Source organism: Paenibacillus sp. FSL M7-0802, assembly GCF_038004945.1.
Classification (GTDB): domain Bacteria; phylum Bacillota; class Bacilli; order Paenibacillales; family Paenibacillaceae; genus Paenibacillus; species Paenibacillus polymyxa_B.
In genome coordinates, this window is sequence record NZ_JBBOSD010000001.1 from 418,950 (window position 1) to 443,361 (window position 24,412).

Annotated in this window: 23 protein-coding genes; all 23 read right to left on the reverse strand. The window is 45.1% G+C overall.

Annotated features, from left to right (window positions below):
- Positions 1–25: 25 nt before the first annotated feature.
- The 23 genes from MHB54_RS02215 to MHB54_RS02325 all read right to left on the reverse strand — a co-directional run bounded on the left by MHB54_RS02215 (position 26) and on the right by MHB54_RS02325 (position 24,370).
- Entirely contained in the window at positions 26–448 is a 423-nt protein-coding gene (locus MHB54_RS02215) for a PaaI family thioesterase (protein ID WP_023988246.1), read from the reverse strand.
- A 122-nt stretch (positions 449–570) separates the two neighbouring features.
- Positions 571–1,023 carry a RicAFT regulatory complex protein RicA family protein gene (locus MHB54_RS02220; RefSeq protein ID WP_023988245.1) on the reverse strand — a complete coding sequence of 151 codons (453 nt, stop codon included), beginning with the start codon at positions 1,021–1,023 and terminating at the stop codon, positions 571–573.
- An 81-nt stretch (positions 1,024–1,104) separates the two neighbouring features.
- Positions 1,105–2,658, reverse strand: coding sequence for a tRNA (N6-isopentenyl adenosine(37)-C2)-methylthiotransferase MiaB (gene miaB / locus MHB54_RS02225; protein WP_264453876.1), 1,554 nt, complete (start codon positions 2,656–2,658; stop codon positions 1,105–1,107).
- Between the two features lie 298 nt (positions 2,659–2,956).
- Positions 2,957–3,529, reverse strand: a complete 573-nt coding sequence (pduL, locus tag MHB54_RS02230; protein ID WP_023988243.1) for a phosphate propanoyltransferase — start codon at positions 3,527–3,529, stop codon at positions 2,957–2,959.
- A 142-nt stretch (positions 3,530–3,671) separates the two neighbouring features.
- Positions 3,672–4,760 carry a low temperature requirement protein A gene (locus tag MHB54_RS02235; RefSeq protein ID WP_023988242.1) on the reverse strand — a complete coding sequence of 363 codons (1,089 nt, stop codon included), beginning with the start codon at positions 4,758–4,760 and terminating at the stop codon, positions 3,672–3,674.
- Between the two features lie 188 nt (positions 4,761–4,948).
- Positions 4,949–6,016, reverse strand: a complete 1,068-nt coding sequence (locus MHB54_RS02240) for a dipeptidase (protein ID WP_023988241.1) — start codon at positions 6,014–6,016, stop codon at positions 4,949–4,951.
- A 122-nt stretch (positions 6,017–6,138) separates the two neighbouring features.
- Positions 6,139–6,399 (reverse strand): stage V sporulation protein S, encoded by a 261-nt coding sequence (locus tag MHB54_RS02245; RefSeq protein ID WP_007430104.1) that lies wholly within the window; start codon positions 6,397–6,399, stop codon positions 6,139–6,141.
- Positions 6,400–6,528: 129 nt separating this feature from the next.
- Entirely contained in the window at positions 6,529–7,323 is a 795-nt protein-coding gene (locus tag MHB54_RS02250; protein ID WP_013309959.1) for a TIGR00282 family metallophosphoesterase, read from the reverse strand.
- Positions 7,324–7,399: 76 nt separating this feature from the next.
- The gene (gene rny / locus MHB54_RS02255) at positions 7,400–8,944 is read right to left on the reverse strand and encodes a ribonuclease Y (protein ID WP_013309958.1); all 1,545 of its coding nucleotides are present in this window, start codon (positions 8,942–8,944) and stop codon (positions 7,400–7,402) included.
- Between the two features lie 373 nt (positions 8,945–9,317).
- Positions 9,318–10,067: a regulatory protein RecX gene (locus tag MHB54_RS02260; protein ID WP_034095016.1), complete on the reverse strand. Its 750-nt coding sequence runs from the start codon at positions 10,065–10,067 to the stop codon at positions 9,318–9,320.
- 196 nt (positions 10,068–10,263) lie between these two features.
- Complete coding sequence (recA, locus tag MHB54_RS02265; RefSeq protein ID WP_023988239.1) at positions 10,264–11,325, reverse strand: recombinase RecA; 1,062 nt, start codon at positions 11,323–11,325, stop codon at positions 10,264–10,266.
- Positions 11,326–11,566: 241 nt separating this feature from the next.
- Positions 11,567–12,835: a competence/damage-inducible protein A gene (locus MHB54_RS02270; protein WP_023988238.1), complete on the reverse strand. Its 1,269-nt coding sequence runs from the start codon at positions 12,833–12,835 to the stop codon at positions 11,567–11,569.
- 95 nt (positions 12,836–12,930) lie between these two features.
- Complete coding sequence (gene pgsA, locus MHB54_RS02275) at positions 12,931–13,518, reverse strand: CDP-diacylglycerol--glycerol-3-phosphate 3-phosphatidyltransferase (RefSeq protein ID WP_013309954.1); 588 nt, start codon at positions 13,516–13,518, stop codon at positions 12,931–12,933.
- Between the two features lie 210 nt (positions 13,519–13,728).
- Positions 13,729–14,220, reverse strand: a complete 492-nt coding sequence (locus MHB54_RS02280) for a YajQ family cyclic di-GMP-binding protein (protein ID WP_023988237.1) — start codon at positions 14,218–14,220, stop codon at positions 13,729–13,731.
- A gap of 144 nt (positions 14,221–14,364) precedes the next feature.
- Entirely contained in the window at positions 14,365–14,529 is a 165-nt protein-coding gene (locus MHB54_RS02285) for a hypothetical protein (protein WP_023988236.1), read from the reverse strand.
- An 84-nt stretch (positions 14,530–14,613) separates the two neighbouring features.
- Positions 14,614–15,714 (reverse strand): helix-turn-helix domain-containing protein, encoded by a 1,101-nt coding sequence (locus MHB54_RS02290; RefSeq protein ID WP_071558855.1) that lies wholly within the window; start codon positions 15,712–15,714, stop codon positions 14,614–14,616.
- Between the two features lie 30 nt (positions 15,715–15,744).
- Positions 15,745–16,518, reverse strand: coding sequence for a DUF3388 domain-containing protein (locus MHB54_RS02295; RefSeq protein WP_013370747.1), 774 nt, complete (start codon positions 16,516–16,518; stop codon positions 15,745–15,747).
- A 227-nt stretch (positions 16,519–16,745) separates the two neighbouring features.
- A complete protein-coding gene (locus tag MHB54_RS02300) occupies positions 16,746–17,000 on the reverse strand; it encodes a DUF3243 domain-containing protein (RefSeq protein ID WP_013309950.1) in 255 nt (84 codons plus the stop codon).
- A gap of 102 nt (positions 17,001–17,102) precedes the next feature.
- Positions 17,103–17,870, reverse strand: a complete 768-nt coding sequence (gene ymfI, locus MHB54_RS02305) for an elongation factor P 5-aminopentanone reductase (RefSeq protein ID WP_023988234.1) — start codon at positions 17,868–17,870, stop codon at positions 17,103–17,105.
- Between the two features lie 20 nt (positions 17,871–17,890).
- A complete protein-coding gene (yfmH, locus tag MHB54_RS02310; protein WP_023988233.1) occupies positions 17,891–19,171 on the reverse strand; it encodes an EF-P 5-aminopentanol modification-associated protein YfmH in 1,281 nt (426 codons plus the stop codon).
- Positions 19,172–19,173: 2 nt separating this feature from the next.
- Positions 19,174–20,454: an EF-P 5-aminopentanol modification-associated protein YfmF gene (yfmF, locus tag MHB54_RS02315; protein ID WP_264453877.1), complete on the reverse strand. Its 1,281-nt coding sequence runs from the start codon at positions 20,452–20,454 to the stop codon at positions 19,174–19,176.
- A 160-nt stretch (positions 20,455–20,614) separates the two neighbouring features.
- The gene (sleB, locus tag MHB54_RS02320; RefSeq protein ID WP_023988231.1) at positions 20,615–21,466 is read right to left on the reverse strand and encodes a spore cortex-lytic enzyme; all 852 of its coding nucleotides are present in this window, start codon (positions 21,464–21,466) and stop codon (positions 20,615–20,617) included.
- Between the two features lie 225 nt (positions 21,467–21,691).
- The gene (locus tag MHB54_RS02325) at positions 21,692–24,370 is read right to left on the reverse strand and encodes an FtsK/SpoIIIE family DNA translocase (protein WP_023988230.1); all 2,679 of its coding nucleotides are present in this window, start codon (positions 24,368–24,370) and stop codon (positions 21,692–21,694) included.
- Positions 24,371–24,412: the final 42 nt, after the last annotated feature.

The following is a 24,412-nucleotide window of genomic DNA, read 5'->3' on the forward strand; positions in this document are numbered from 1 at the left end:
ACATACTAAATTTTTTTGTCAAGTGTCAGGCCTTGCCTGAATCACTTGCTTGTGTACGTAATACTCGGAAGGTTGCTGTAGATGTAGAACCGAGTGTGCCTTCACTATCTCTTACTTCCGCCTCAGTGGTTATCGTGCGACCTCCTTGATGAAGAATTCGCGCCCTAACCTCCAGTCGTCCTTGCCTCATGGGTGACAAGAAATGAACATTCAGGTTCGTCGTTACACATGGATCCATATTTCGTGAAGCCATACTGACCATCCCCATCGCCTGATCCATCAATGAAGTAAGTACACCCCCATGGACAATACCCATCACATTGGTATGCTCTTGTTTGGCCTCCAAAGCGATCTGTACCTCGTTTGCATCAGCTGCAATCAGTTCACACCCTAAATACTCCCAAAAAGTATTATTCTCTCCCTCTAGCATCTTACCCAACTTATCCATTCCCTTGCTTCCATCCCTTCTATGTTGTCCCATTTCTCTTGAAGTCCTATAACCATATACGTTGGCAAAATGCTTTCGAAAAAAAGGCGTGGAAGCTACGCCTCCACACCATAGATTTCATTCTAATCACTGCAATTCGACGAGGAAGTGCTTTTTCCCTCTTCTACGTTTACCTTCTCAGCAACGGTATCACGGATCGCCATAATCACCATTTGCAGTAGCTCATTAATTTCCACCTGACTCTGCTGAAACTCCGTTACAATTGGAATACCGTCAAGCTCTTCCTGTAGCTCCTGAAGTTCGGCCTCTATTTTGGCAATCATTTTTTGATTCTTCAAGGATTCAAATGCTACAATTTCCTTTTGCTTCTTTTTCATCGTTGCAATCAGTTGCTGGATGCGCCCATGATCCTGAATCTTTTCTTCTGCTTTTCGGAATACCTGTACTTCCTCACTGCTACCCAAAATACCTGCCAATTCTTTGGCTTTTGCCAATATCATTTCGCGATTGACCAAATGATCATGCTGGCGCGCCGCCGATTGAAGTTCTGTTTGTTGCAACCGCTCCTCTGTCATTGTCCATCGCTCCTTTTCTCACTTAGACGGCTTGCACACAGCCCTTTACTCAGACCGCATGCAACCCGCTAGAATATTCTTTTATCCGTTAACTGCTACAGCCGTTTCAACCAGATCACCTTTGATGTAAAAGGTCATAGGTTCCGTAATTTTCACTTGAACAAAGGAACCAATCAGGTCCTTAGAACCCTCAAAATGTACAAGCTTATTGGAACGGGTCCGACCGGCAAGCACTTTGCTGTCATTTTTGCTCTCGCCTTCCACCAGCACTTCAACCACTTCGCCACGCAATCGACTATTAAAGCGAAGGCTGTTTTGGTTCACAGCAATGTTCAGACGCCGGAGACGCTCTTTTTTAACCGACATAGGCACATTATCTTCCATCGAAGCAGCTGGCGTACCTTCACGTGGTGAATAAATAAATGTGTAGGCAAAGTCATAGCCGACCTCGCGCACCAGGGATAGAGTATCTTCAAACTGCTCGTCTGTTTCGCCCGGGAAACCTACGATGATATCTGTTGTCAGAGAAACATGCGGAACAGCTGTTTTAATCTTCGCAGCCAGTTCCAGAACACGCTCACGGGTATATTTTCGGTTCATTTTCTTCAATATATCCGTATTACCGGATTGAACAGGCAGATGGATATGCTCCACCAAATTGCCTCCCTTACCAAGCACTTCAACCAAATGGTCATCAAAATCACGTGGATGTGATGTCGTAAAACGTACACGCGGGATATTAATTTTGCGCATATCATCCATCAGATCCCCGAATCTGTAATTCAAATCTTTCAAATCCTTGCCATAAGCGTTAACATTTTGCCCCAGTAAGGTGATTTCTTTAAAGCCTTGACGTGCCAAATCCCGTACCTCAGCGATAACATCCTCTGGACGGCGGCTTCTTTCCTTACCACGTGTAAAGGGAACAATGCAATAGGTGCAAAATTTATCACAACCGTACATAATGTTCACCCAAGCCCGCATACCCTCGCGCTTCTTCGGCAGGTTTTCGATAATATCGCCTTCCTTAGACCACACTTCGACCAGCATTTCTTTGCTAAAGAGTGCTTCCTTGACGAGCTGAGGCAAACGATGAATATTATGGGTACCAAAAATCATATCGACAAAACCGTGTTTTTGCATAATCCGGTTAACGACATTCTCTTCTTGGGACATGCAGCCACACACGCCGAGCAGCAGTCCTGGCTTTTCTGTTTTGAGATGCTTGAGGTGACCCAGCTCGCCAAACACTTTATCCTCCGCATTTTCACGGATAGCACAAGTGTTCAGTAAAATGATGTCTGCTTCCTTCCGATCCTCAGTTGCCTGGTAGCCCATTTGCTCCAGCAAGCCTTTTATGGTTTCGGAATCATGCTCGTTCATTTGGCAACCGAATGTGTATACGATATAATGCTTTCCCTCACCGATATGCTTTAGCTCATCCGGGACTGCGTTATCATATAATACCTGTACATCCTCTTTACCGCGTTGCTTTTCTTTTCTATGGTTCGGCTCCGCCATAATGTTGATTTCACGTCCGCGAATACGGATCTTTTTGCTATGCTCATCTTCAGAAATAATCTTCGCATCCGAGAAATCAAAATATTTGGAGTAATCTTTTGTTTTCTTTTCCATTCCTTAGTCACTCCTTACACCATCTATTTCACGAGCTAATTTGTGATTTTACTGTATCTTTAGGCTTGGTAAATTTATTTTAGTTCTAAAAAACCTTTAAAAAAGGCATTACACTAAATTATAGCATGATTTATAGGCCATCGCCATAGATCAGCCGCAGATACCATTGAGTGCAATGTGAACTCATGTTCTTTTTGTACATTAGTGAAGTATTTGTGAATTATATAGTATGTAAAAAGCCCGATTCTTTTGCAAGAATCGGACTCTTTAAGCCTTCCGGCATTTAAATACGTGTATATTAGTCTACGATTTCAGCGTTGTCACCGTTTTTCACACCGGCTCCGTTCGCTTCATCTGTATCAATGTGCATATCCAAAGCAAAAGAATCGGACACACGTGCAAGAACATTTTCAAATACAAGGCCACGTTCGCCGCCGACACGTACTTTCAGCAACTGCTTGTCCTTAATGTCCCATTTAGCTGCATCAGATGTATGGAAATGAATATGGCGGGCTGCTACAATCACGCCTTCTTGCAGTTCCACTTCACCAGCGGGTCCTTTTACCGTGATTCCTGGTGTACCATCAATGCTACCAGATTCGCGTACAGGTGCTTTTACACCAATAGCAAAGGAATCAGTGCGAGAGATTTCCAATTGGGATGCGGGACGAGCAGGTCCCAAAATGCGAACCTTATCAAATTGACCCTTAGAACCAATTACAGCTACCGTTTCATTTGCGGCAAATTGTCCTGTTTGGGACAAAGGTTTAAATTCAGTTAATTGATAGCCTGCTCCGAACAAAATTTCAATATGCTCTTGAGTCAGGTGAATATGACGGGCTGAAACGCCGACAGGTACGATTTTACTCATCGTGTGGTCACTCCTTTTTCTCTATACAATACTTTACACATCTATGCTATTATACTCCTATTTTGCCAAGAAAGAAAAGGAGAGCGTATAAAGTTCCCTTTTTCGCCCTAATCGGCGTTAAATATCGTCCATAGAAATCGGATCAAACCGTCGTTTTAGCGAACAAGAGAAAGAAAAGCATGATTTCAGCTACGATGAGATGAGGGGGAACGACAACAAATATATTAAGAATAAACAGGACACAGAGTATTCCAGTTAAGAAAAAAATGACTCTGAGACGAGGTTTCAGATGACTTAATCTGTACTGATGAAATACCAGCAAAACCGACAAAAAGTAAATAAAAACAGAAGCAAAGGTAAAGCAAAGCACAAAGATATAGTCTACTTGTCCCAAAAACAAGAGCTGAATCGAAGCAGCTAGCATGCTAAGGGAAAGATAAATAAACAAATGACCATAAATAATAGTCTGTCCTGCTGATTGTTTTGATTTATCTACGCGCTTCTCCATATTCTCAAAATATTGCCACCAGATTGCGATGACTAATACAAAAGCCAAAGCAGCAAATACAATAGAAGAAACCGTAAAATGATGGGATTGTAAAACAGAAAGCATACTTATCACAGATTCGCCAAGCAAAATTAAGGTGAACTGTGCAAAGCGTTCTAAAAGATGCTCCGTATGGATAGGTGTGATCACCAACTTTTTACGGCCAATCAAAGGAACGAGGATATCAATAGCTATACCTGTATATAAAATCAAATATCGAACCCAAGAATCAAAGAAGAGGGAGAAACTAGAGATGACTATTCCAATCCAAAAATAAATTCCGAAAAAACGAGCTGTTTCCTGTTTATGAGCCGTTTCTTTGGGTGCCGAAAGTAAATATTGAACGACAGTCAAACCTCTTAACCCAATATAGCCAACAAAAAAAGATACATAATACGCATCAAAATCTATATTCAGGCTGGCGGTCATGATCAACACGAAAAACAATTGCAGGATCATAAAAATTCGATGTGTTATACTGTCTTGCCCAAAACGATTGTTGTAGACCGTTTGCCCCACCCAAGCCCACCATATTGGGATAAAAATCATAATAAACTTTTCCATATGTTCCCATGAGATACTACCATGCTCAACATGTAGCAAAACATGAGTGGCCTTGGAGACAGCAGCTACGAACAACAAGTCATAAAAGAGCTCAAGCCAGGTAACCTTTTTTATCAACATTATGTAATGGAGCCCCCTCTGATATGGCGGTGCAGCATGGTGACCCGTCAGTCTCGCTCCAACGTCTGCCGTATTTCTGCAAATGTTATTTTAGCACCATGCAATTCTAAGATGCTCCAATTATTTCGTAATCCTTCTCGCTTTGTCAAGAGTGTTCGCAGCTAAAAATTCCCTCTATAAATAGCTATTTAAGAAGAAATTTTGGAAGGCAGATTCGTTTGCAAGTATTCCAGCGCATGTCCTCCCAGCCATCCCTTGACCAGCTCCTCAGGGTAATGCTTCAGCAGCAGTTCTGCAAAAATCGGATATTTCCCCGAGTGCTCCAGCCCTTGCACATGGTGCTCGATACCGTCAAAATCAGAGCCAAACATCAAATGCCTTTCGCCGCCTAATGAACAAATATGCTCAATGTGTGGTAGCAGATCCTCAGCAGTTACCATGCCCTGCTCTTTGAGAAACATTGTGACGAAGGTCAAACCAATCCGTCCGTTACGAGCGATCAGTGCACGAATCTGTTCATCCCGTAGATTACGGGGGTGAGCACACTTCGCAAAGGCATTCGAATGCGAAGCAATGGGCGGTAGAGTGGCCTCCTCTAGCACCTCCCAGAAGCCCTGTACGGACAAGTGCGATACATCTAGCAGCAGTCCCAGGTCATTACAGCGATTGACCAAATCGCGCCCCTTGCTACTCAGCCCGCCACCTCTATGTTCCATAATGCCGTCAGCTGCCCAGTTCGCATAATTCCATGTCAGTCCAATCAATCGTATTCCCATGGCATAGCACAATTCTGCATAAAACGGGTTCCCTTCCAGCGCATCTACCCCCTCCAGTGAGAGCAAAGCCCAAGGTGCCCATGTATGATCCGTCCCATTACAATCCACATACGTTATCTTTTCCATGCGCTTCTCTTTTCCTGCCTGCTTTACTTGCTCCTCCTGATGCACTGCGGACGTATTTTTACACATTACCAAGTCTTCCTTCCACAGCAATGGTCTCAACCCACCTGAGATAGAGGTAACATGCTGCCTGAACAGCTCAATTTGACGAATCACATGCTCAAATCTTGGCGTGCCCAATACCTGAGAAATATATATAGCAAATGTTTGCAACCGCACGTTACCTTCTAGCAAACGTTCTTTTGTGACATCAAGCGATGGATGACTGAAATCGATCTGCGCATCGAGCTGCATTTTACATAACACATCACAATGAAAGTCAACAACTGGCCAATTCACTTTTAGCTTATCATTCATGCATCTTACCTCCATTTAGAGATTGAAGCATCACAAATTTATTTTAAAAATCATAGTAACAGACTCACAAAGCAAAAAAGCCCGTTTACAAATCGTAAACAGGCTCAGGCAACTTACATTTATTATCTTGGCTCTACAATCAATTTGATCGCAGTCCGATCTTCTCCATCAATAACAATGTCTGTAAAAGCAGGAATACAAATCAAATCCACTCCGCTTGGTGCGACAAATCCCCGGGCAATGGCTACCGCTTTAATGGCTTGGTTTAGTGCACCCGCTCCAATCGCCTGTAATTCTGCATTTCCGCGTTCACGCAGTACTCCTGCGAGTGCGCCTGCAACTGAATTGGGATTGGATTTTGCTGATACTTTTAATACATCCATAGTAAGTACCTCCCCTGGGAATGATGATGGTTTGATTCCACTATTAGATGTTATTCGAGGGTCAGCAAAAAATTCCTGCTTTTTGGTGACAGTTTTCCTTATTCTTTCCTTAAGTAGCTCACAAAAAGGTTAATCCATCCGCCATTCATCTTCTTTGAGTCTGATTTTCTGAATTTTGCGGGCTTTTCCATCGTTATCATTCAGCTCTACGCTGATGGCATGAAAATGCCATTTGCCCATGTCCACTTGAAAACGTACTGGAAGCTGGGTCTGGAATTTCTGTAACACAGCCTCTTTCTGCATCCCAAGCACTCCCTCATAAGGACCTACCATTCCCGCATCTGTCTGATACGCAGTTCCTTGTGGCAAAATCGTATCGTCATTGCTCTGTACATGTGTGTGCGTACCTACCACGATTGAAGCACGTCCATCCAAATGCCAACCCATAGCGATTTTTTCCGAGGTTGCTTCGGCGTGGAAATCAACTAGGATATGTTTATGTTTTTTGCGCAGCTCATCGACAATTTCATCTGCTGCACGGAATGGATCGTCAATAGCTGGCAAAAAAGTTCTACCTTGCAGATTAACAATAGCCAGCTCCTTACCTCCACCTTTTACAACGGTATAACCCCGGCCTGGTGTTCCTGGTGGAAAGTTAGCCGGGCGGATGATCCGCGGCTCATCATCTATAAAATCAAATATTTCCTTATTGTCCCAAGTATGATTTCCCATCGTAATCCCATGAACGCCCCAATCAAAAAACTCTCTGGCGATGGCTGGGGTAATTCCTCTTCCCGAAGCCGCATTTTCTCCGTTCACAATAATAACATGCGGGTTGTATTTTGATTTTAGCGAAGGGAGATTCTCCCTCAGTGCCTTTCTGCCTACACTGCCGACGATGTCTCCAATAAATAATACGTTGATAGAAAGCCCTCCCTAGTCTGCCTTACATAATGAAAAGTGGCCCTACAAGCAGCGGCCACTTTTCATTGAAATGCTTTTATTTTGCGTATTCTACCGCACGGGTCTCGCGTATGACGGTAACCTTGATATGTCCCGGATAGTCCAGTTCATTCTCAATCGTTTTCGTAATATCGCGGGCCAGTCGGAATGCTTCCGCATCATCAATTTTCTCTGGCTGTACCATGACACGAACTTCGCGTCCGGCTTGAATCGCGTATGATTTTTCAACGCCTTCAAAAGATTCGGAGATGCGTTCCAGCTTCTCAAGACGACGGATGTACGTCTCTAGCGTTTCACGCCGCGCTCCCGGTCTTGCTGCTGACAGGGCATCTGCCGCCCCAACCAGCATGGCGATCACTGAAGTCGCTTCGCAGTCGCCGTGATGTGAGGCAATGCTGTTGATGACGACCGGGTGTTCCTTGTACTTCTTCGCCAGCTCCACGCCAATTTCAACGTGCGATCCTTCCACTTCATGATCCAGCGCCTTCCCGATGTCATGCAGCAATCCTGCCCGTCTTGCCAGTACAACGTCTTCGCCCAGTTCCCCGGCCATCAGACCTGTCAAGTATGCAACTTCCATCGAGTGCTTCAATACGTTCTGTCCGTAACTTGTACGGAACTTGAGACGTCCCAAGATCTTGATCAAATCTGGATGCAAGCTATGCACGCCCACCTCAAAGGTGGCCTGTTCACCATACTCACGGATTCGTTCGTCCACCTCTTTACGGGATTTTTCCACCATCTCTTCAATACGAGCCGGATGTATCCGTCCGTCCGCTACGAGCTTTTCAAGCGCAGTACGCGCAATCTCTCTACGAATCGGATCAAATCCAGACAAAATAACAGCTTCCGGCGTATCATCAATAATGAGGTCAATTCCTGTAAGGGTTTCAAGTGCACGGATATTACGGCCTTCGCGCCCGATGATCCGGCCTTTCATTTCTTCGTTCGGCAATGTGACAACAGAAACCGTCGTTTCTGCTACATGATCTGCCGCACAGCGTTGGATGGCCAGTGTGATGATTTCACGAGACTTTTTGTCCGCTTCTTCTTTGGCCTGCTGTTCAATTTCTTTAATCATCTGAGCTGTTTCATGACGAACTTCCTGCTCTACGTTGGTCAGAATAATACTTCTTGCATCCTCCATCGTCAGATTGGAAATACGTTCCAACTCAGTTACCTGACTCTTGTAAATCAAATCAATTTGCTGCTGGGTTTCATCGATTCGTTTCTCTTTGTTGGCCACTTGTTCTTCTTTGCGTTCCAGCGATTCCAATTTTTTATCCAGCGATTCTTCTTTTTGCAGCAATCTTCGTTCCTGTCGTTGAATTTCATTGCGACGTTCACGAGTTTCTTTTTCAGCTTCGGCACGGATGCGGTGGATTTCATCTTTTGCTTCCAATACCGTTTCCTTCTTCAGCGCTTCTGCCTCTTTTTTCGCGTTCTCCACGATTTGCGCGGCAGCTTCTTCCGCACTGGAGATCTTAGCTTCTGCAATAGATTTGCGAATAAAATAACCAATCCCGAACCCAAAGAATAACGCGGCTACAGCAACGAGAACGAACCAGATCGCAGTCATCATACTGTTCACCTCCCCGTTGGTTCCTCCAAGGCATTCCTTGGGACTTTTTGCAATTGTCACATTTACTTTGATCGTCAAACTAAGACAACGACACAAGGTCGTTTCATTTCATATGCACATGCTTTCACATGTACAATTCCGCCTGGCATAGCGGCATCACTTGTTATTTGGCGATGAGAACTCACCGTGGATTCCACTTTTTTGGAAGGAAAAAGGGCGTTCCACAAGTATCGTTTCATATATATTTTATTATTTGACAAATGGCATTGTCAAGGGAATGCAAACATTAGTAGACTACCATGCAGCTTTCCATGTAATAACTAGCTCATCCTATCCGTTCATACTAGCCAAAGGTTCAGCAGCCGTTTGGCAACTATTCCTCCCACTGCAACAATTCCTCGTCATCTGAAGCAGCGTCATGCTCGGTCGCAGTGAGATGATTGACTACCCGGCGTGTCATATCCCCCGAATATCCGCGTCTCATGAGAAAAGGGTATGTTTTCCTTTTTTTCTCCATTATATCACCACGTACCTGATTCCATTTCTTACGTCCGACCGTCAAAGCGCTCTCCCACTCCTCATTATCGGTGATCTCACCTAACGCTTCGCCAATAGAGGCTTTAGAGATGCCCTTCTGACGAAGTTCTTGCCTAACCCACATCTTCCCCTTACGTTGGCTTGTTATGCGCTGCCTTGCCCATTGACGGGCGTATAAATCATCATCTACGAGTTGTTCCCTATGGAGTCGGACCATTACTTCGTCAATAACAGACTGATCCAGTTCTTTTTGCGCTAAACGCTGGGCAATTTCCTGACGTGTGCGAGGCTTTCGCCCCAAATAGCGAAGCGCAAGTACATAAGCCTGTTGCTTTTCATCTGCCAGAACGATATCTTCCAGTTCTTTTTTATCAAATGACGTTCCTTTGAACATATTGTACTTGATCATTACATCTTCTAATACAGACAGTGAATAAGGACCAAAATGTATGATATACCTTCCACGTTTGCGTCCCTGTCCCTGCTCTACCCTAGTAATCATCAATTCCTCATGATCCGGAAAAAGAGAAATCCCTTGTTGCTTATTTGCTTCCGAAGTGTATTCATCTTCATCGTCCAACTGCAATATATTTCCCTCACTTTGAAATTCACGAAAGCAGCCTTTGAACACCTGCTACGCAAAAGTTAGATTCCACTGACAAAGCAGACTCTAGTTGATGCAAAAATGCCCTGCACAACTGTGCAGGGCATCAGAATCATGCTATTCAAACGGACGGTGCCATAACCCTGGCCCCAGTTCACAAACCAGGATTCACCGAGCTTTATTCAAGCTCCAACAATTCCTGTTCTTCCTTCGCTTGCTGTGCCAACTCTTCTTCTGTAGGCGGAGCAACCGTCGTAATCAGATTGCTGGCCACCCGAATTTTTTGTTCGATCGTACTAGCAATATTCGGATTTTCCTTCAAAAATTGCTTAGCATTCTCACGTCCCTGACCAAGGCGCTCACCTTCGTAGGAATACCAGGCTCCGCTCTTGTCGACAATGTCATGCTCCGTACCGATATCGATCAGGCTACCTTCTTTGGAAATGCCCTCACCGTACATAATATCTACCTCAGCCTGACGGAAAGGAGGGGCAACTTTGTTCTTCACGACTTTAATACGTGTGCGGTTACCCACAATGTCGTTACCCATTTTCAAACTTTCAATACGACGAACATCCAAACGTACCGTAGAGTAAAACTTCAAGGCACGTCCACCTGGTGTTGTTTCAGGGTTACCGAACATAACACCTACTTTTTCACGTAGCTGGTTAATAAAAATAGCAATGGTTTTCGACTTATTAATGGCTCCAGAAAGCTTACGCAATGCCTGAGACATCAAACGTGCTTGAAGACCAACGTGGGAATCTCCCATTTCGCCTTCAATCTCTGCCTTGGGCACAAGTGCCGCTACGGAGTCAACAACTACAATGTCTACTGCTCCACTACGTACAAGAGCTTCGGCAATCTCAAGCGCCTGCTCTCCTGTATCTGGTTGCGATAGTAACAACTCATCAATATTGACACCCAGCTTGCTTGCATACGACGGATCAAGCGCATGCTCGGCGTCGATAAAGGCGGCTTGTCCGCCTGTTTTTTGCACCTCTGCGATAGCGTGAAGAGCTACTGTCGTTTTACCGGATGATTCCGGTCCGTATATTTCAATAACCCGGCCTCTTGGAAAGCCGCCCGTTCCTAACGCAATATCCAAAGCAATCGAACCACTGGGGATCGTTTCCACTTGCATGTGGGTAGACTCACCCAACTTCATAATGGAACCTTTACCAAATTGCTTTTCTATTTGACGGAGCGCCATATCCAGCGCAGCACGACGATCTGACAATAAACTCACATCCTTCATTGTTTGTACTTTAATAATACCTTGTTTTGACACGCTTGCCAAGCATTTTTTCGAACATACATTCGTTTTTTTGTTCACACAGCTCTCTTCTACAATTACACCTGTCTCTTAAAACAAAAAAAGAACCGCTGGCAAAAGGCTTTGCAACGGTTCTTCCGATAAGATGATTATATCATAAATATCTATCTAAAACAACTCTACGACCCACACTGTACATAGATGTTTAAGAGGGTTTCTCGTTCTCTACCAGCCTGCGCCACAATCTGTACAGGATTGCTTTGACTGATCGCAGTCGGATTGTTTCACGGTTACCACTCAGTCTCAGTTCATGTACTTCCGTTTCCTTGTCGCGTTCAGCAATGCCAATATACACCAAACCGACTGGCTTCCGTTCGGAATACCCAGGCCCGGCAACACCAGTAACTGAAAGTCCAAAATCGCTGTCCATGATCATTCTCGCCTGCTCTGCAAGCACAAGGGCTACTTCCTTACTCACTGCACCTGGCGCTTGATCCCCTTCCAAATAATCATAAGGCACGTTGAGTAATTTCATCTTCATTTCATTGGAATAGCACACGATGCCACCTTGAAACATAACAGCACTGCCAGGTATAGAAGTGATGTGTTCCATCAGCATTCCACCTGTACAGCTTTCTGCCGCACTCACAGTGAGCCCGCGTTTGGCCATTAGATCTACGATAACCTTCTCCAGCGTAACATCTTCACTTGCATACATATATTCCGAAAGACGCTGCTGAATTTCTACTTCCGTAGCCGTCAGCTTAATTAGTGCTTCACTTTCGCTGGCCGCCTTGGTGGATATACGGATCGTGACTTCCCCTTCCTTGGCATAAGGAGCAATCGTGGGGTCTGTCTGGGATTGGATCAGATCTAACAAATGGGTTTCAAGAGCTGACTCACCGATCCCTGCAAATTTTAGCATTTTTGAATAAATTGGCATTTCCTCACCGCTCAATGCCTGCTGAAGCAACCAAGGTTTCGCTTGGTTTGCAAACATGGGTTTGAGTTCCTTAGGCGGTCCAGGCAAAACTACATAAAATTTACCGTCCTGTGCAATTGCGTCGCCCACAGCTAGCCCTGTCTCATTTTCAAGCGGAGTAGCGCCTTCAATAGAAAGCGCCTGCCGGCGGTTATTCTCGGTCATTTCTACCCCACGGTTACGGAAAAACTGATCTAGCTTGTCCATTGCAAGACGATCTATGTGCAATTTTCGCCCCAATACAGACGCTATCGCATCTTTCGTCAAATCATCCTGAGTCGGTCCCAGACCACCGGAAAACAAAATAATATCCGCACGCTTCTGAGCAATTCTTATCGCTTCCTGAAGCCGATCTATGTTATCGCCAACTACAGTCTGAAAATATACATCGATTCCGATTGTAGCCAACTCTTGTGACAAATATTGAGCATTTGTATTCACTATTTGTCCGAGCAATAACTCTGTACCTACTGCAATTATTTCAGCTTTCATCAATTCTTCCTCCTGTACTGCGAATATTATGGGAATTATGTAAAGAAACAGCAATAAGTTTAGTCCCTATTGCTGTTTCCATAAAATTTATCCTGTTAAACTTTGGAGGAGCTCAGCAAGTGGATATTTTTCACAAAATAATCAATACCCGAATAAATGGTGATCAACACCGCTGCCCATATCGCTATTAAATCAAACGGGATACCAAGAAAAACAAACGGGAAATTATTAATGAGCAACGCTACAATAGCAACGATCTGGATGATCGTCTTCAATTTGCCCCAATTACTTGCAGCAACCACAGAACCATCCAGTAAGGCAATCTGACGCAGACCCGTAACCGCAAACTCACGGCTAACAATCACAACGACAATCCACGAATCGATTTTTCCCATTTCTACCAAGGAAACCAAAATGGCGGTTACCAAAAGCTTATCAGCAAGGGGGTCCAACAGCTTGCCCAAATTGGTGACCATATTATTTTTACGTGCCAAATATCCGTCAAGACCATCCGTGCTGGCTGCTACAAGGAAAATGATAGCCGCAATCAGCTGATTATACGGCAGCTTGAAAGCTCCGATCTCAATCGGCGGCGGATAAAAATCAAAGTCCACCAGCAAAGCCAGCATCATCACCGGAATAAGGCAAATCCGCGTTATTGTAATTCTGTTGGGTAAATTCACAACACACTCTCCCCTGATTATCGTACTTGATTACAAATGGCAGTTTTCGGATTAAATTCAATCCTATGTAAATCGCTATCGACGAGCGCTATACACCTGAATTGTCTGCATTTTCGTTACAAGTATAATATGGCACAAAACGCATGTCAAAATAACCTGCCGCACATCAAGCAACGTTTTTTCCTACAAAATGTATGAGGGAAAACGGCTTTATTTCATGTTTGTAAATTGAAGCTCCAATGGCAAATCAGCTTTACGTAGCAATTGAATGATCGCCTGTAAATCATCCCTGTTTTTTCCGGTCACTCGGATTTGATCACCTTGAATCTGACTTTTAACTTTTAGCTTGGAGTCCCGAATAAGAATGTTAATTTTCTTGGCATTATCCTGATCAATTCCCTGCTTAAGCGAAAGACGCTGACGCACTGAACCTAAAGAGGCGGGTTCCAATTTGCCATACTCCACATTTTTAAGGGACAGACCTCGTTTGGCCATTTTAGATTGCAAAATATCAATCACCGCATTCAGCTTGTATTCGTCTTCCGATGCAATCGTAAGAGCTTCTTTCTCAAGCTTAAGGCTACTTTTGCTACCCTTGAAATCAAATCGAGTTTCAATTTCACGCTCCGTCTGATGAACCGCATTTGTTAACTCCTGCATATCCATTTTGGAGACGATATCAAATGAATTTTCTGAAGCCATCGTTTCACTTTCCTTTCCACAACAAAGTTCAATATCTAATTATAGGCTAGTCATTTACAAAAATCCAATAATCCGTTGACTAAAAAGGCGTTCTTGCCAGTTTTCCTGACAAAAACGCCTTTATTTCATTTACGGTCAAAATATCTAATTATGGCTTCGTGTTGGAGTTCGGAACATATCCAAAAGTCCAAGCACAATGTGAGCAAGACCAAAGCCCAGTATGCCATAGCCCCATGCATTCGGTGTCAGATAATAGCCCAGTAAACTGACAATTATACCGAGCCCAGTCACAATCCAGCTGACGGTCATAACGTATACACCTCACTTTGCGGAAAATGAAATGACTGCCTTTCCAGGAATTACAGTCATTAGTATTTCCTCGCACCAAGGCGTTTATTCACCATCAGTAGTTGTAGAATCTGTACTACTTTGTGCTGAATCCGTACTGCTACCTGTCGTAGAATCTGCAGGTGAACCCGTCACCCCTGCACTCGTTCCGGTCGAAGAAGCTTCTCCTTGCTGGATCAGTACACGAGTAGTCGATTTATTATCTGTTATCGGTTGACCTGCTACGGAAATATCTGTGGCAGAAGACCGTCCTGATTTGATATATAAACCTTCTGGACCAATATCGAATGACATGGCATCTCCACTTTTAGTCATACCATAACTCAGCTTTTCTCCACGGGAATTTTCTCCCTTGTACACTTCAAGCCAGCTTTCGCCCGTCGCTTTAATATCAACCTTGACCGCGGCTCCCGTTGAACTGGAAACTTTAAAAATCGTCGTCTTGCCTTGCTTGCCGTCCTGTGCCACAGTTACACCTTGTTGTGGCGTAGTCGTATCCGGCTGCTGTCCAGTATCTGGAGTAGTAGCACCCGTACTCCCCGTACCACCTGGCTGAGTTTGGCCGGTTTGCCCCGCATCAGGAGTCTGCCCACCAGCACCATTTGGAGCCGTCGTTTGACCATTGTTCGGCTGTGTCGTAGTGGTATCAGGAGTAGACGTACTTGGTGTTGTACTTGGTGTTGTACTTGGTGTTGTACTTGGTGTTGTACTTGGTGTTGTAATCGGCGTTGTGTTTTCTGCTGTTTTTGGAGTTGAATGGTTGTTGCTCACCCAATAAGCATAAATAACCCCAACAATGAGAACTAGAAAAAGCCACATTAACGCTGTAGGCAACCATTTAAGATTACCAATCGTGGCGGGACGGCTGGAGCGTTTCTGTGTAACAGGCTCCATGACTGCTTCCGGCTCAGGTTCAGGCACATTGCTTTGATGCCCTTCCAGAATCTCATCGGGGTTCAACCCGACCGTTTCAGCGTATGTTTTAATAAAAGCTCTGACATAAAAGCTTCCCGGCAGCACTTTGTAATCGCCCGTCTCAATGGCTTCCAGATAACGTTTGCGTATCTTCGTCATTTCCTGAACATCGTCAAGGCTCAATCCTTTTTGCAGCCGGGCCTCCTTTAATTGCTGACCCAGTTCTGACATGTCATCATCTCCTTGTGTAATTACGCTTATTTAAAGATCTTCTGTATAACTGGCTGTAAAGGTATCATAAATAATTTCCTCAGCCGGATTATTGCGAAGCTCAATAATGATATTGAAATCGTCAAAGCTGTATCCTGATTCACGTACAAATACATCAGGATGCTCAATCACTTTAGTACTTGGCATACTCATGATTTCCTGAAGCAGATGATAATGTCTTTCATTTGACCGAATTGTACTCACAATACCATCAATAATAAACACATTGTTTGGGTTCATTTCTTCTTCAGAGAGCTGACTGCGCACCGTCTGTCGTAGTAACGTTGAAGACACAAAAGTCCAACGCTTCATTGCGCATACACTACTGGCAATAATGGATTCCGTTTTGCCCACACGCGGCATCCCGCGAAGACCGATCACCTGATTGCCGTCCCTCTTTAATACTTCACCCAAAAAATCGACCAGCAACCCAAGCTCATCGCGTGTAAAGCGAAATGTTTTACGATCATCCGAATCCCGATCGATGTAACGGCCGTGTCTTACTGCCAATATATCAACCAGTCTCGGAGCACGTAAGGCCGTGACTGTAATGTTGCTCGCTTTTTTTAACGTGTCTCCGAGAATGCGTATCTTCTCGTCATCGTCCGTTTCAAGCAACATCCCCCGTCTTTCGCCTTCAACACCGTTGATCGTCAGTATATTAACCCCCAGAATACCAAGCATGGAAGCAATGTCTCCCAGCAGTCCGGGTCGATTTTTATGTATCTTGTACTCCATGTACCACTGTTTCGTTTCTTCCGTCACGTTAGCACCTCATTCACATTCAAACCGTCAACAACTCCAAATCAAAGCATTATTGTATCATAAAATAACATCTTTCGACAAAACCAATTATTGAAATTTGATAGGCTGCATTGTGTTGTAAGCCTCAATCACGTTTATGATATATAAATTACAATGGAATTACAAGAACAGCTCTGTAACCATTACAGAAAAGCCCCCAAAAGGGAGCTTTTCATGTTGGTTCCTACTTATGCGTTGCTCTTGGCCAATTTAACCATTAGCCGGGCGATGGTGTGACGCTCGTCCTCATCGGCAACTCCCCACAGTTCTTTCAGTGCGCGGTTGGAATGGTTGGCTGGATCGACCTTCTCATCCAGAAAATCACCAATTTCATAAGCAAGCTCAGAAATGGTATCTTGGCTGATTCCCAGCTTCTCCGCTTGCTCTACACGCTGACCGAGGAACTTTTTCCAAACATCAAAATTCTGAACAACTGTTGACATACTTAAATCCTCCTTAGATGATTCAGATTTAAAATCAACAGTTGTAATATGCTCTTCTCAGACGCTTACTATACTGGTGGATTCCTCCAAGCGCTATTTCCCTTAAGTCACCCATCCTCCGTTAGGACTTATGACCTGGCCATTAATATAACCTGACTCAGGAAGCGCAAGAAAATAAACTAGGGACGATATTTCATCAGGTCGAGCCAATCGTCCAGCAGGAATTTCTTCTTCCAAACTGGTAATTTCCCCTTCATCCAAATGATCCAGCATCGACGTATCCACTGCACCTGGAGCTACAGCATTCACTGTCACCCCGGAAGGTGCTACCTCTTGAGCCAGCGCTTTAGTGAAAGCGTTAATGCCTCCCTTGGTGGTGGAATACAACACCTCGCACGAAGCACCACATATCCCCCACACGGATGAAACATTCACAATGCGGCCATAGCGTTGGGAAATCATATGTGGCATAAAAACCTGCGTGCACAAAAAGGTTCCCTTAACATTGACAGCCATCACTTCGTCCCATTCCTCTTCCGAAACATCTGTTAACAGCCCATAATGAGATAGTCCGGCATTGTTCACAAGAATATCCGGCTTCATCCCGTGATTATCCAGCTTTTCACGCATGCGTTCGATCTGCTCCTTGCTCCGCAGATCCGCTGACACGGTCATTACCTTGCCTGAATAAGCCATGCAACGACGGGCAACTTCATTTGCTTTTTCATGGGACTTCATGTAGTGAATGACCACATTCATCCCTACAGCTGCAAAACGCTCAGCAATAGCCGCACCAATTCCGCCACTTGCTCCTGTAATCAGCACGGTTGTATCGCCAATCGCTTTTAGTTCTCCGCCCTCGGTGGTCATCGTTTCCCTCTCCCTGGACATTACGGACTCACCACTAGTGATATTGCGAGTTGATCCCACTGGATATGGTCTTTCAGACGGCGATTTACATCCTCAAGCGTGATACTTTCATAAATCGGAAGCAGTTGGAAAAAATCGCTGCCCCGGAAGCGATGTCTTGTAAATTCATGCGCAATATTTTCTGGTGAATTGAGTGTACGCAGATAACCACCGATTTTCTTTTTGCGTGCCCGTTCAAAATGTTCTGCTGCAAAGCCCTGCTTCTGGATGGACTCCACCTCTTCACGTATTCTCGCCAACAGCCGATCCGGGTCTTTGGTATCCCCACCGATTGCAGAGAATGCATATTGCTGCGTGCTATTGTACTCATGACCAAAACTGTCCGAAATCAGATCCTCATCGTAGAGCTTTTGATACAGTTGTGTACTGGAGCCAAACAGGAGATCTAGCATCAGCTTGGTTTCCAGATCATGACGGAGCAATTCTTCACCCGTTAGGCCTACTTCAGCCTCCTTAAATCCAAACAGTAGCTTTGGCAGAGAAACGGCCAGCTTTACCTCACGACGTGGTTCTGCAACTGTAGTGGGTTCATCGTCGAAAATCCGCTCGATCTCTCCCTGCGGCTTATAGTCCTTTTTAGCCTGATTGTTACGTACCAGTTCTATTACTTCAGCTGGATCCACTCCGCCCACTACAAAAAGAATCATATTGCTTGGATGGTAGAAAGCTTCATAGCAACTGTACAGCGTTTCCTTTGTAATCGTACTGATGGATTGAACAGTACCTGCGATATCAATATGCACCGGATGGACCTTGTACAACGCCTCGATCAGACCAAAGTAACTCCGCCAATCGGGATTATCTTCATACATATTGATTTCCTGGCCGATAATGCCTTTTTCCTTCTCTACATTTTCATCTGTAAAGTAAGGATGCTGCACAAAATTGACCAGGGTGGTCAAATTTTCTTGAATACGCTCGGTTGCCGAAAACAGATATACTGTTTGATCAAAGCTCGTAAATGCGTTCGCCGATGCCCCATTAGAAGAAAAGGTAGCAAAAATATCGCCTTCAGGCTCTTCAAACATTTTATGCTCCAAAAAATGGGCTATGCCATCCGGCACCTTTACGGGCTGTTGACCTTCTACGCGGAAATGATTATCAACCGAGCCGTATTTAGTCGCAAATGTGGCGTACGTCTTCTGAAAACCCGGTTTGGGCAACACATAAACGTGTAAACCGTTATCCATTACTTCATAGTACAGCGTTTCCTGCAAATGCTCATAAGGTATATGCTCCACCGCTATTCCCCCTTCTGGTCTCTCAAGAAATAAATAGTGTCCAGTCGGAACGTCCGGGCGGCATCCTGAACATCCTGCACCTTGACTGCCTCCACCTGACTCAGCAGCTCATCTACCGTCCGCTCTTTACCGGAAAGCTGTCTGTTAAAATCATAGGCGATCATTTCAAAAGCGGAATCCTGCATCTCCTTCAGCAAGTTGCGAATCATCGCCTGCGTTTGGGTCATTTCCAGCTCGGTAATCGCTCCATTTTGCGTATCTTCCAGTTGCTTGCGGATAATAGTAACCGCTTTTTCATAATTAGGAATTTCGATACCAGATTGAATCGTACCAATCCCTTTATGCCCGTCATACCGCGATGAAGCGTAATACGCCAAACTTTCCTTTTCCCTTACATTAACGAACAGCTTTGAATGCGGATACCCGCCCAAAATGCCATTATACATCAGAGCGGAAGCATAGCGATCGTCTCCATACGTAATAGGGGTGTGCAACCCCATGTTGAGCTTGCCCTGGTTCACATCAAGACGCTCTACAACGGTTTGAACCTCACGCTCTACTGACTTGGGCTGTTCTGGAACATACCCTGCTTCCGCTGAACGATTCAATTGAAAATAGCGATCAACAAACTTCTCAACTTCTTCCAGCGTCGTATCTCCCACAACGTATAAATCCATGCTGGCATGATTCAGCCATTCTCCATAAGCCTGATACAAGCTCTGTGCATCTATGCTGTCCAGATCGGATCGTTGACCAAGAGGGTGCAGACGATAAGGCTCATCTTTGCACATTTCCTCCATACAGCGCTCACCAGCATAACGTATTTTATCGTTAACTATAGATTCCAGCTTTTTACGCACATTTTCTCGTTCCTGCTGGACGTATCCCGTTTGAAATGCACCATTTTCCAATGCAGGCTTCGTCAGCACTTCTCCGAGAAAAGCAAACGAACGATCCAGCAAACTATCCGGACTGTTTACAAAGCTGTCATTAATCGTATCCATGCGAAATTGCACGATCTGATAATCTCCACGTTTGTATACATCGAATCCGAAACCCGCGCCATACAATTGTTCTAACTGTTCTCTGAATTGTGTAGTCTGCGGATACGATTCTGTACCCCGTCGCAGAACGAAAGGTACCAGCCCCACTCGGGTAACGGTTTCCTCACGTAGCGGAGTACCTACATACAACGATATGGCAAACGTCTTAAAGCGCTTGGTCGGCAGTACATGAATCCTCAGTTGTCTGCGTGTGCCACGCTCGAAACCTGTTTTGTTCAAGTCCAAAACTCCTTTGTGACGTCAATTTGCGTCTAGCCTTTGATTAGCATTAGCTGCTGTAAATCATCCTCCTGTAAAGAGGTAAAGTGTACCAATCTTTATTCTAACCATGCAAAAGCCAAGAAGCAACCGGAGACAAGCTCCCGGCTGCTTCGGCGTTTTACATGCAGAAAATATGCTCCCCAATGGTTTTCACCTGCGGACGGGACCAAATCCATTTGGAGGTGGCTGTTTTTGGGTTAAAATAATAAAGACATCCTCCACTTGGGTCCCAGCCGTTCAGTGCTTGGCGTACCGCCTTTTGTGCAGTCTCATTCGGTGTGAGCCAGATTTGGCCGTCTGCTACAGCTGTGAAAGCTCCTGGCTGAAAGATCACTCCAGATGGTGAGTTGGGAAAGCTCGGTGACTTAACCCTGTTCAAAATAACAGCCGCGACGGCAACTTGTCCTTCAAATGGCTCGCCGCGGGATTCACCGTAGACCGCGTTGGCCATAATTTTGAGATCATTTTCAGATAGTCCCATGGTGTTGGCCGATCCCATCGTTTCATCATTTTGATCCGCTTTATCGTTATTGTCCGCTGTCTGTCCCTGAGCGGAACCTTGATTGTTACGATGCATAGGAGTTTCCGTTGGCTTCCAGTTAGGAGTAGCATTCACCAGCTTTAATTTCGTCTTTGCTCCGACCACTCCATCGGGACGGATGCCAAATTCCTTTTGAAAACCCTTGACAGCTTTTAGTGTACTGCTGCCAAAATGGCTGTCCACTTTCCCGCCAAAAAAGCCCAGCAACTTCAAACGTGATTGCAACTCATATACATCCTGACCGTAAGATCCAAAATCAACCGCTCCCGAGCTGAATGTCGGCTGGGAAGGTTGCGCTGCTTGTACTTTCTGCTGTGTGCTCAGCGGCTCTGCTTGCTGCTGTGCAGAGTCATTTTTAAAAAGTCCTGTGTACGTAATAGCCGAGGCTGCGAGGATACCCGTGCAAATCCAGACCATTGTCTTTTTCATATGCTGCGCTCTACCTTTCTTTTGTGGGATTAACAGGATGGCTACGTTTATTATGACAAGCTCCGCTTAAAGCTATTCACCCTTTTAATCTTCTTTCAGCAGGTAGTCGCCACACCTCAAAAAAACATCACAAAAAACGCTGTTTGTTCACTTGGAGTTGTCATATTAGAACAACCACCATGCGAACAAACAGCGTTTTAATGTAGTGCTGGATAGAGATAATGCTTAGGAACTAACTTTATTTTGCTGATATTGCTCCATTGAGATAAGGACCTCACGGGGCTTGCTGCCCTCGTAAGGGCCGATGACTCCGCGAGCTTCCATGGAGTCAATCAATCGAGCAGCACGTGTATAACCGATCCGCATACGGCGCTGAAGAAGCGAAACGGAAGCTTGTTTAGCCTCTAAAATGATGTTGACAGCCTGATCGTACAGCTCATCCAGCATTTCATCTGCATCAGCCGATACCTCTTCCACCTCCGGCACAAGCGTTTCATCATACTGCGCTTCACCCTGTTCACGTACATAGTTAACAATATTTTCGACTTCTTGATCGCTCATGAACGCTCCCTGAACGCGGACAGGTTTAGAAGCCCCCATTGGCATGAACAGCATATCACCACGTCCGAGTAGCTTCTCGGCTCCGCCCATGTCCAATATGGTACGGGAGTCTACCTGCGAGGAAACGCCGAAGGCAATACGTGAAGGAATATTGGCTTTAATCACCCCGGTAATTACGTCAACCGAAGGTCTCTGGGTTGCAATGATAAGGTGGATGCCTGCTGCACGTGCCATTTGGGCAAGTCGTGCAATCGCATCCTCCACATCTCCCGCAGCTACCATCATTAAATCTGCCAACTCGTCCACAATAACGACGATGTAAGGCAGAAATGCATCCGGGTTATCTTTCATCAGATTATTATAGCCCTCAATATTACGGGTTCCTGATTTGGAAAATAACTCATATCTTTTTTCCATTTCAACTACAATTTTCTTCAATGCAAGTGAGGCACGCTTTGGATCAGTCACGACCGGAGCCAACAAATGCGGGATTCCGTTGTACACGTTCAACTCCACCATTTTAGGATCGACCATCAAAAATTTGACCTCATCCGGCTTTGCTTTGTACAAAATACTCGTGATGATCCCATTGATACACACTGATTTACCCGAACCTGTTGCCCCAGCTACAAGCAGATGGGGCATCTTGGCCAAATTACCAACAATCGTCTGTCCTGCAATATCACGTCCGAATGCAATGGATAAATTGGAAGTTGACTCCTGGAAAACGGTTGTCTCCATTACCTCACGCATCGTGACAATGGAAACTTCATTATTCGGAACCTCAATTCCGATAGCAGATTTGCCAGGAATCGGAGCCTCCATACGGATATCTTTGGCAGCAAGCGCAAGCGCAATATCATCCGTCAGACTCACAATGCGGCTGACCTTTACTCCAATGTCCGGCTGAATTTCATAACGCGTTACGGCAGGGCCACGGACAACCTCCAGCACCTTCGCCCGCACACCAAAGCTTTCCAGCGTTGCTTCCAGCTTGCGTGCCGTTTGCATGTAATCCTTTTGTCCCATACCTTTGCCTACGTTTTGTGGTTTAGCAAGCAAACGAAACGATGGGAGCTTGTAAGGTTTAGGCGGCGGCGGAGCCGGAATAGCTGTATGGGTACCTTCAGCCTCTTCGCCTGCAACCCCAGTTGCAATCGTCTGAGCTTGTCCCTGAGCACCTTCTAATGTCCCCTGGATCGTTGTCGAATCATCCATATCCGTATTCGCATGGGCATCCACAAAGTCATCATCCAGGGATTCATCAATAATGGAAGTTGTCTGCTCTGCCCCTGTCAGGGACTCTCCAAATTCAGCTTCCGGTCTTCTTTCCTCATGCTTTACTTGTTCGAAGAAATCCCTAATAATCGGCGACCTTTTTACCGGAGTTGCAGCTTCCTCCTCAGCGTGTTCGACTACGTCAGACAGCTCTTCACTCTGGTTATCGTTTCTCCACTGGGCCTGCGCGTCCTCAGCTTCATATGGAAGATCATGATCATCCTCATCCGTATCGACGGAATGCTTCTCCTTGTCCGCTTTATCTGAATTTTTGAGACCAAACAACTGAAAGAAAATCGGTTGTTTGCGTGCAGGAGGCTGCATTTCGTCAAAGTCATCATCCATGTCTTCCTCATAGGCAGGAATCGGCTCAGACTTGATTTTTCTATTTCCACTACCTTTGCTAGATGCCGAAAGCGGAGTAGCTTTACCAGTCCATTTTTTACGCACGCTTCCCCCGACTGTCAGCAGCTTGGTCTTTACAATCCGTACCAAATCCACATAGGACAGTTGGGTCATCAGCATGAAACAAATGACGAACATAACAATCATGATCAGTTTAGCTCCTGTGAGACCAAACAGCCACAACAGAACAGTAAGCTGCAATGCGCCTACGTACCCCCCGCTGATATCCTTGTTCAGCATTGAGGTATGGCCCTGCTGGTCAGGCGACAGCAACTGCTCACGCATATCTATATGTATCTGGGTCATCACTCCGCCCGGCTGAAGCGCGTTGATCGGCCCCAAACGCTGCTCCATAGATGAAATAGAACTCATAAGTGTAAAGGCAAATACCAACAGGAGCAAACCCGTTTTACGCGAGTTCCACTGGTTCGGCCACTTGCGGTGAATCATCACCATCAGACCATAATAAATGCCAATGAGAGGGATAACAAAATAGAATTTCCCCAGTACGAGCCCAAACATCTTGGATAGCGACCGACCAACTGCCGCTTCACCCGACAACGCAATGACCGCTAATGTAATCAGCACAATGCCGTAAATTTCAAATTTTAGAACTCCGCCAAATGCGGCTTTCTTTTTTCTTTTTCTTCTTCTGGACATACAAGGTCACCCCCCAGAAGAATATTATACCACGTCACCCGG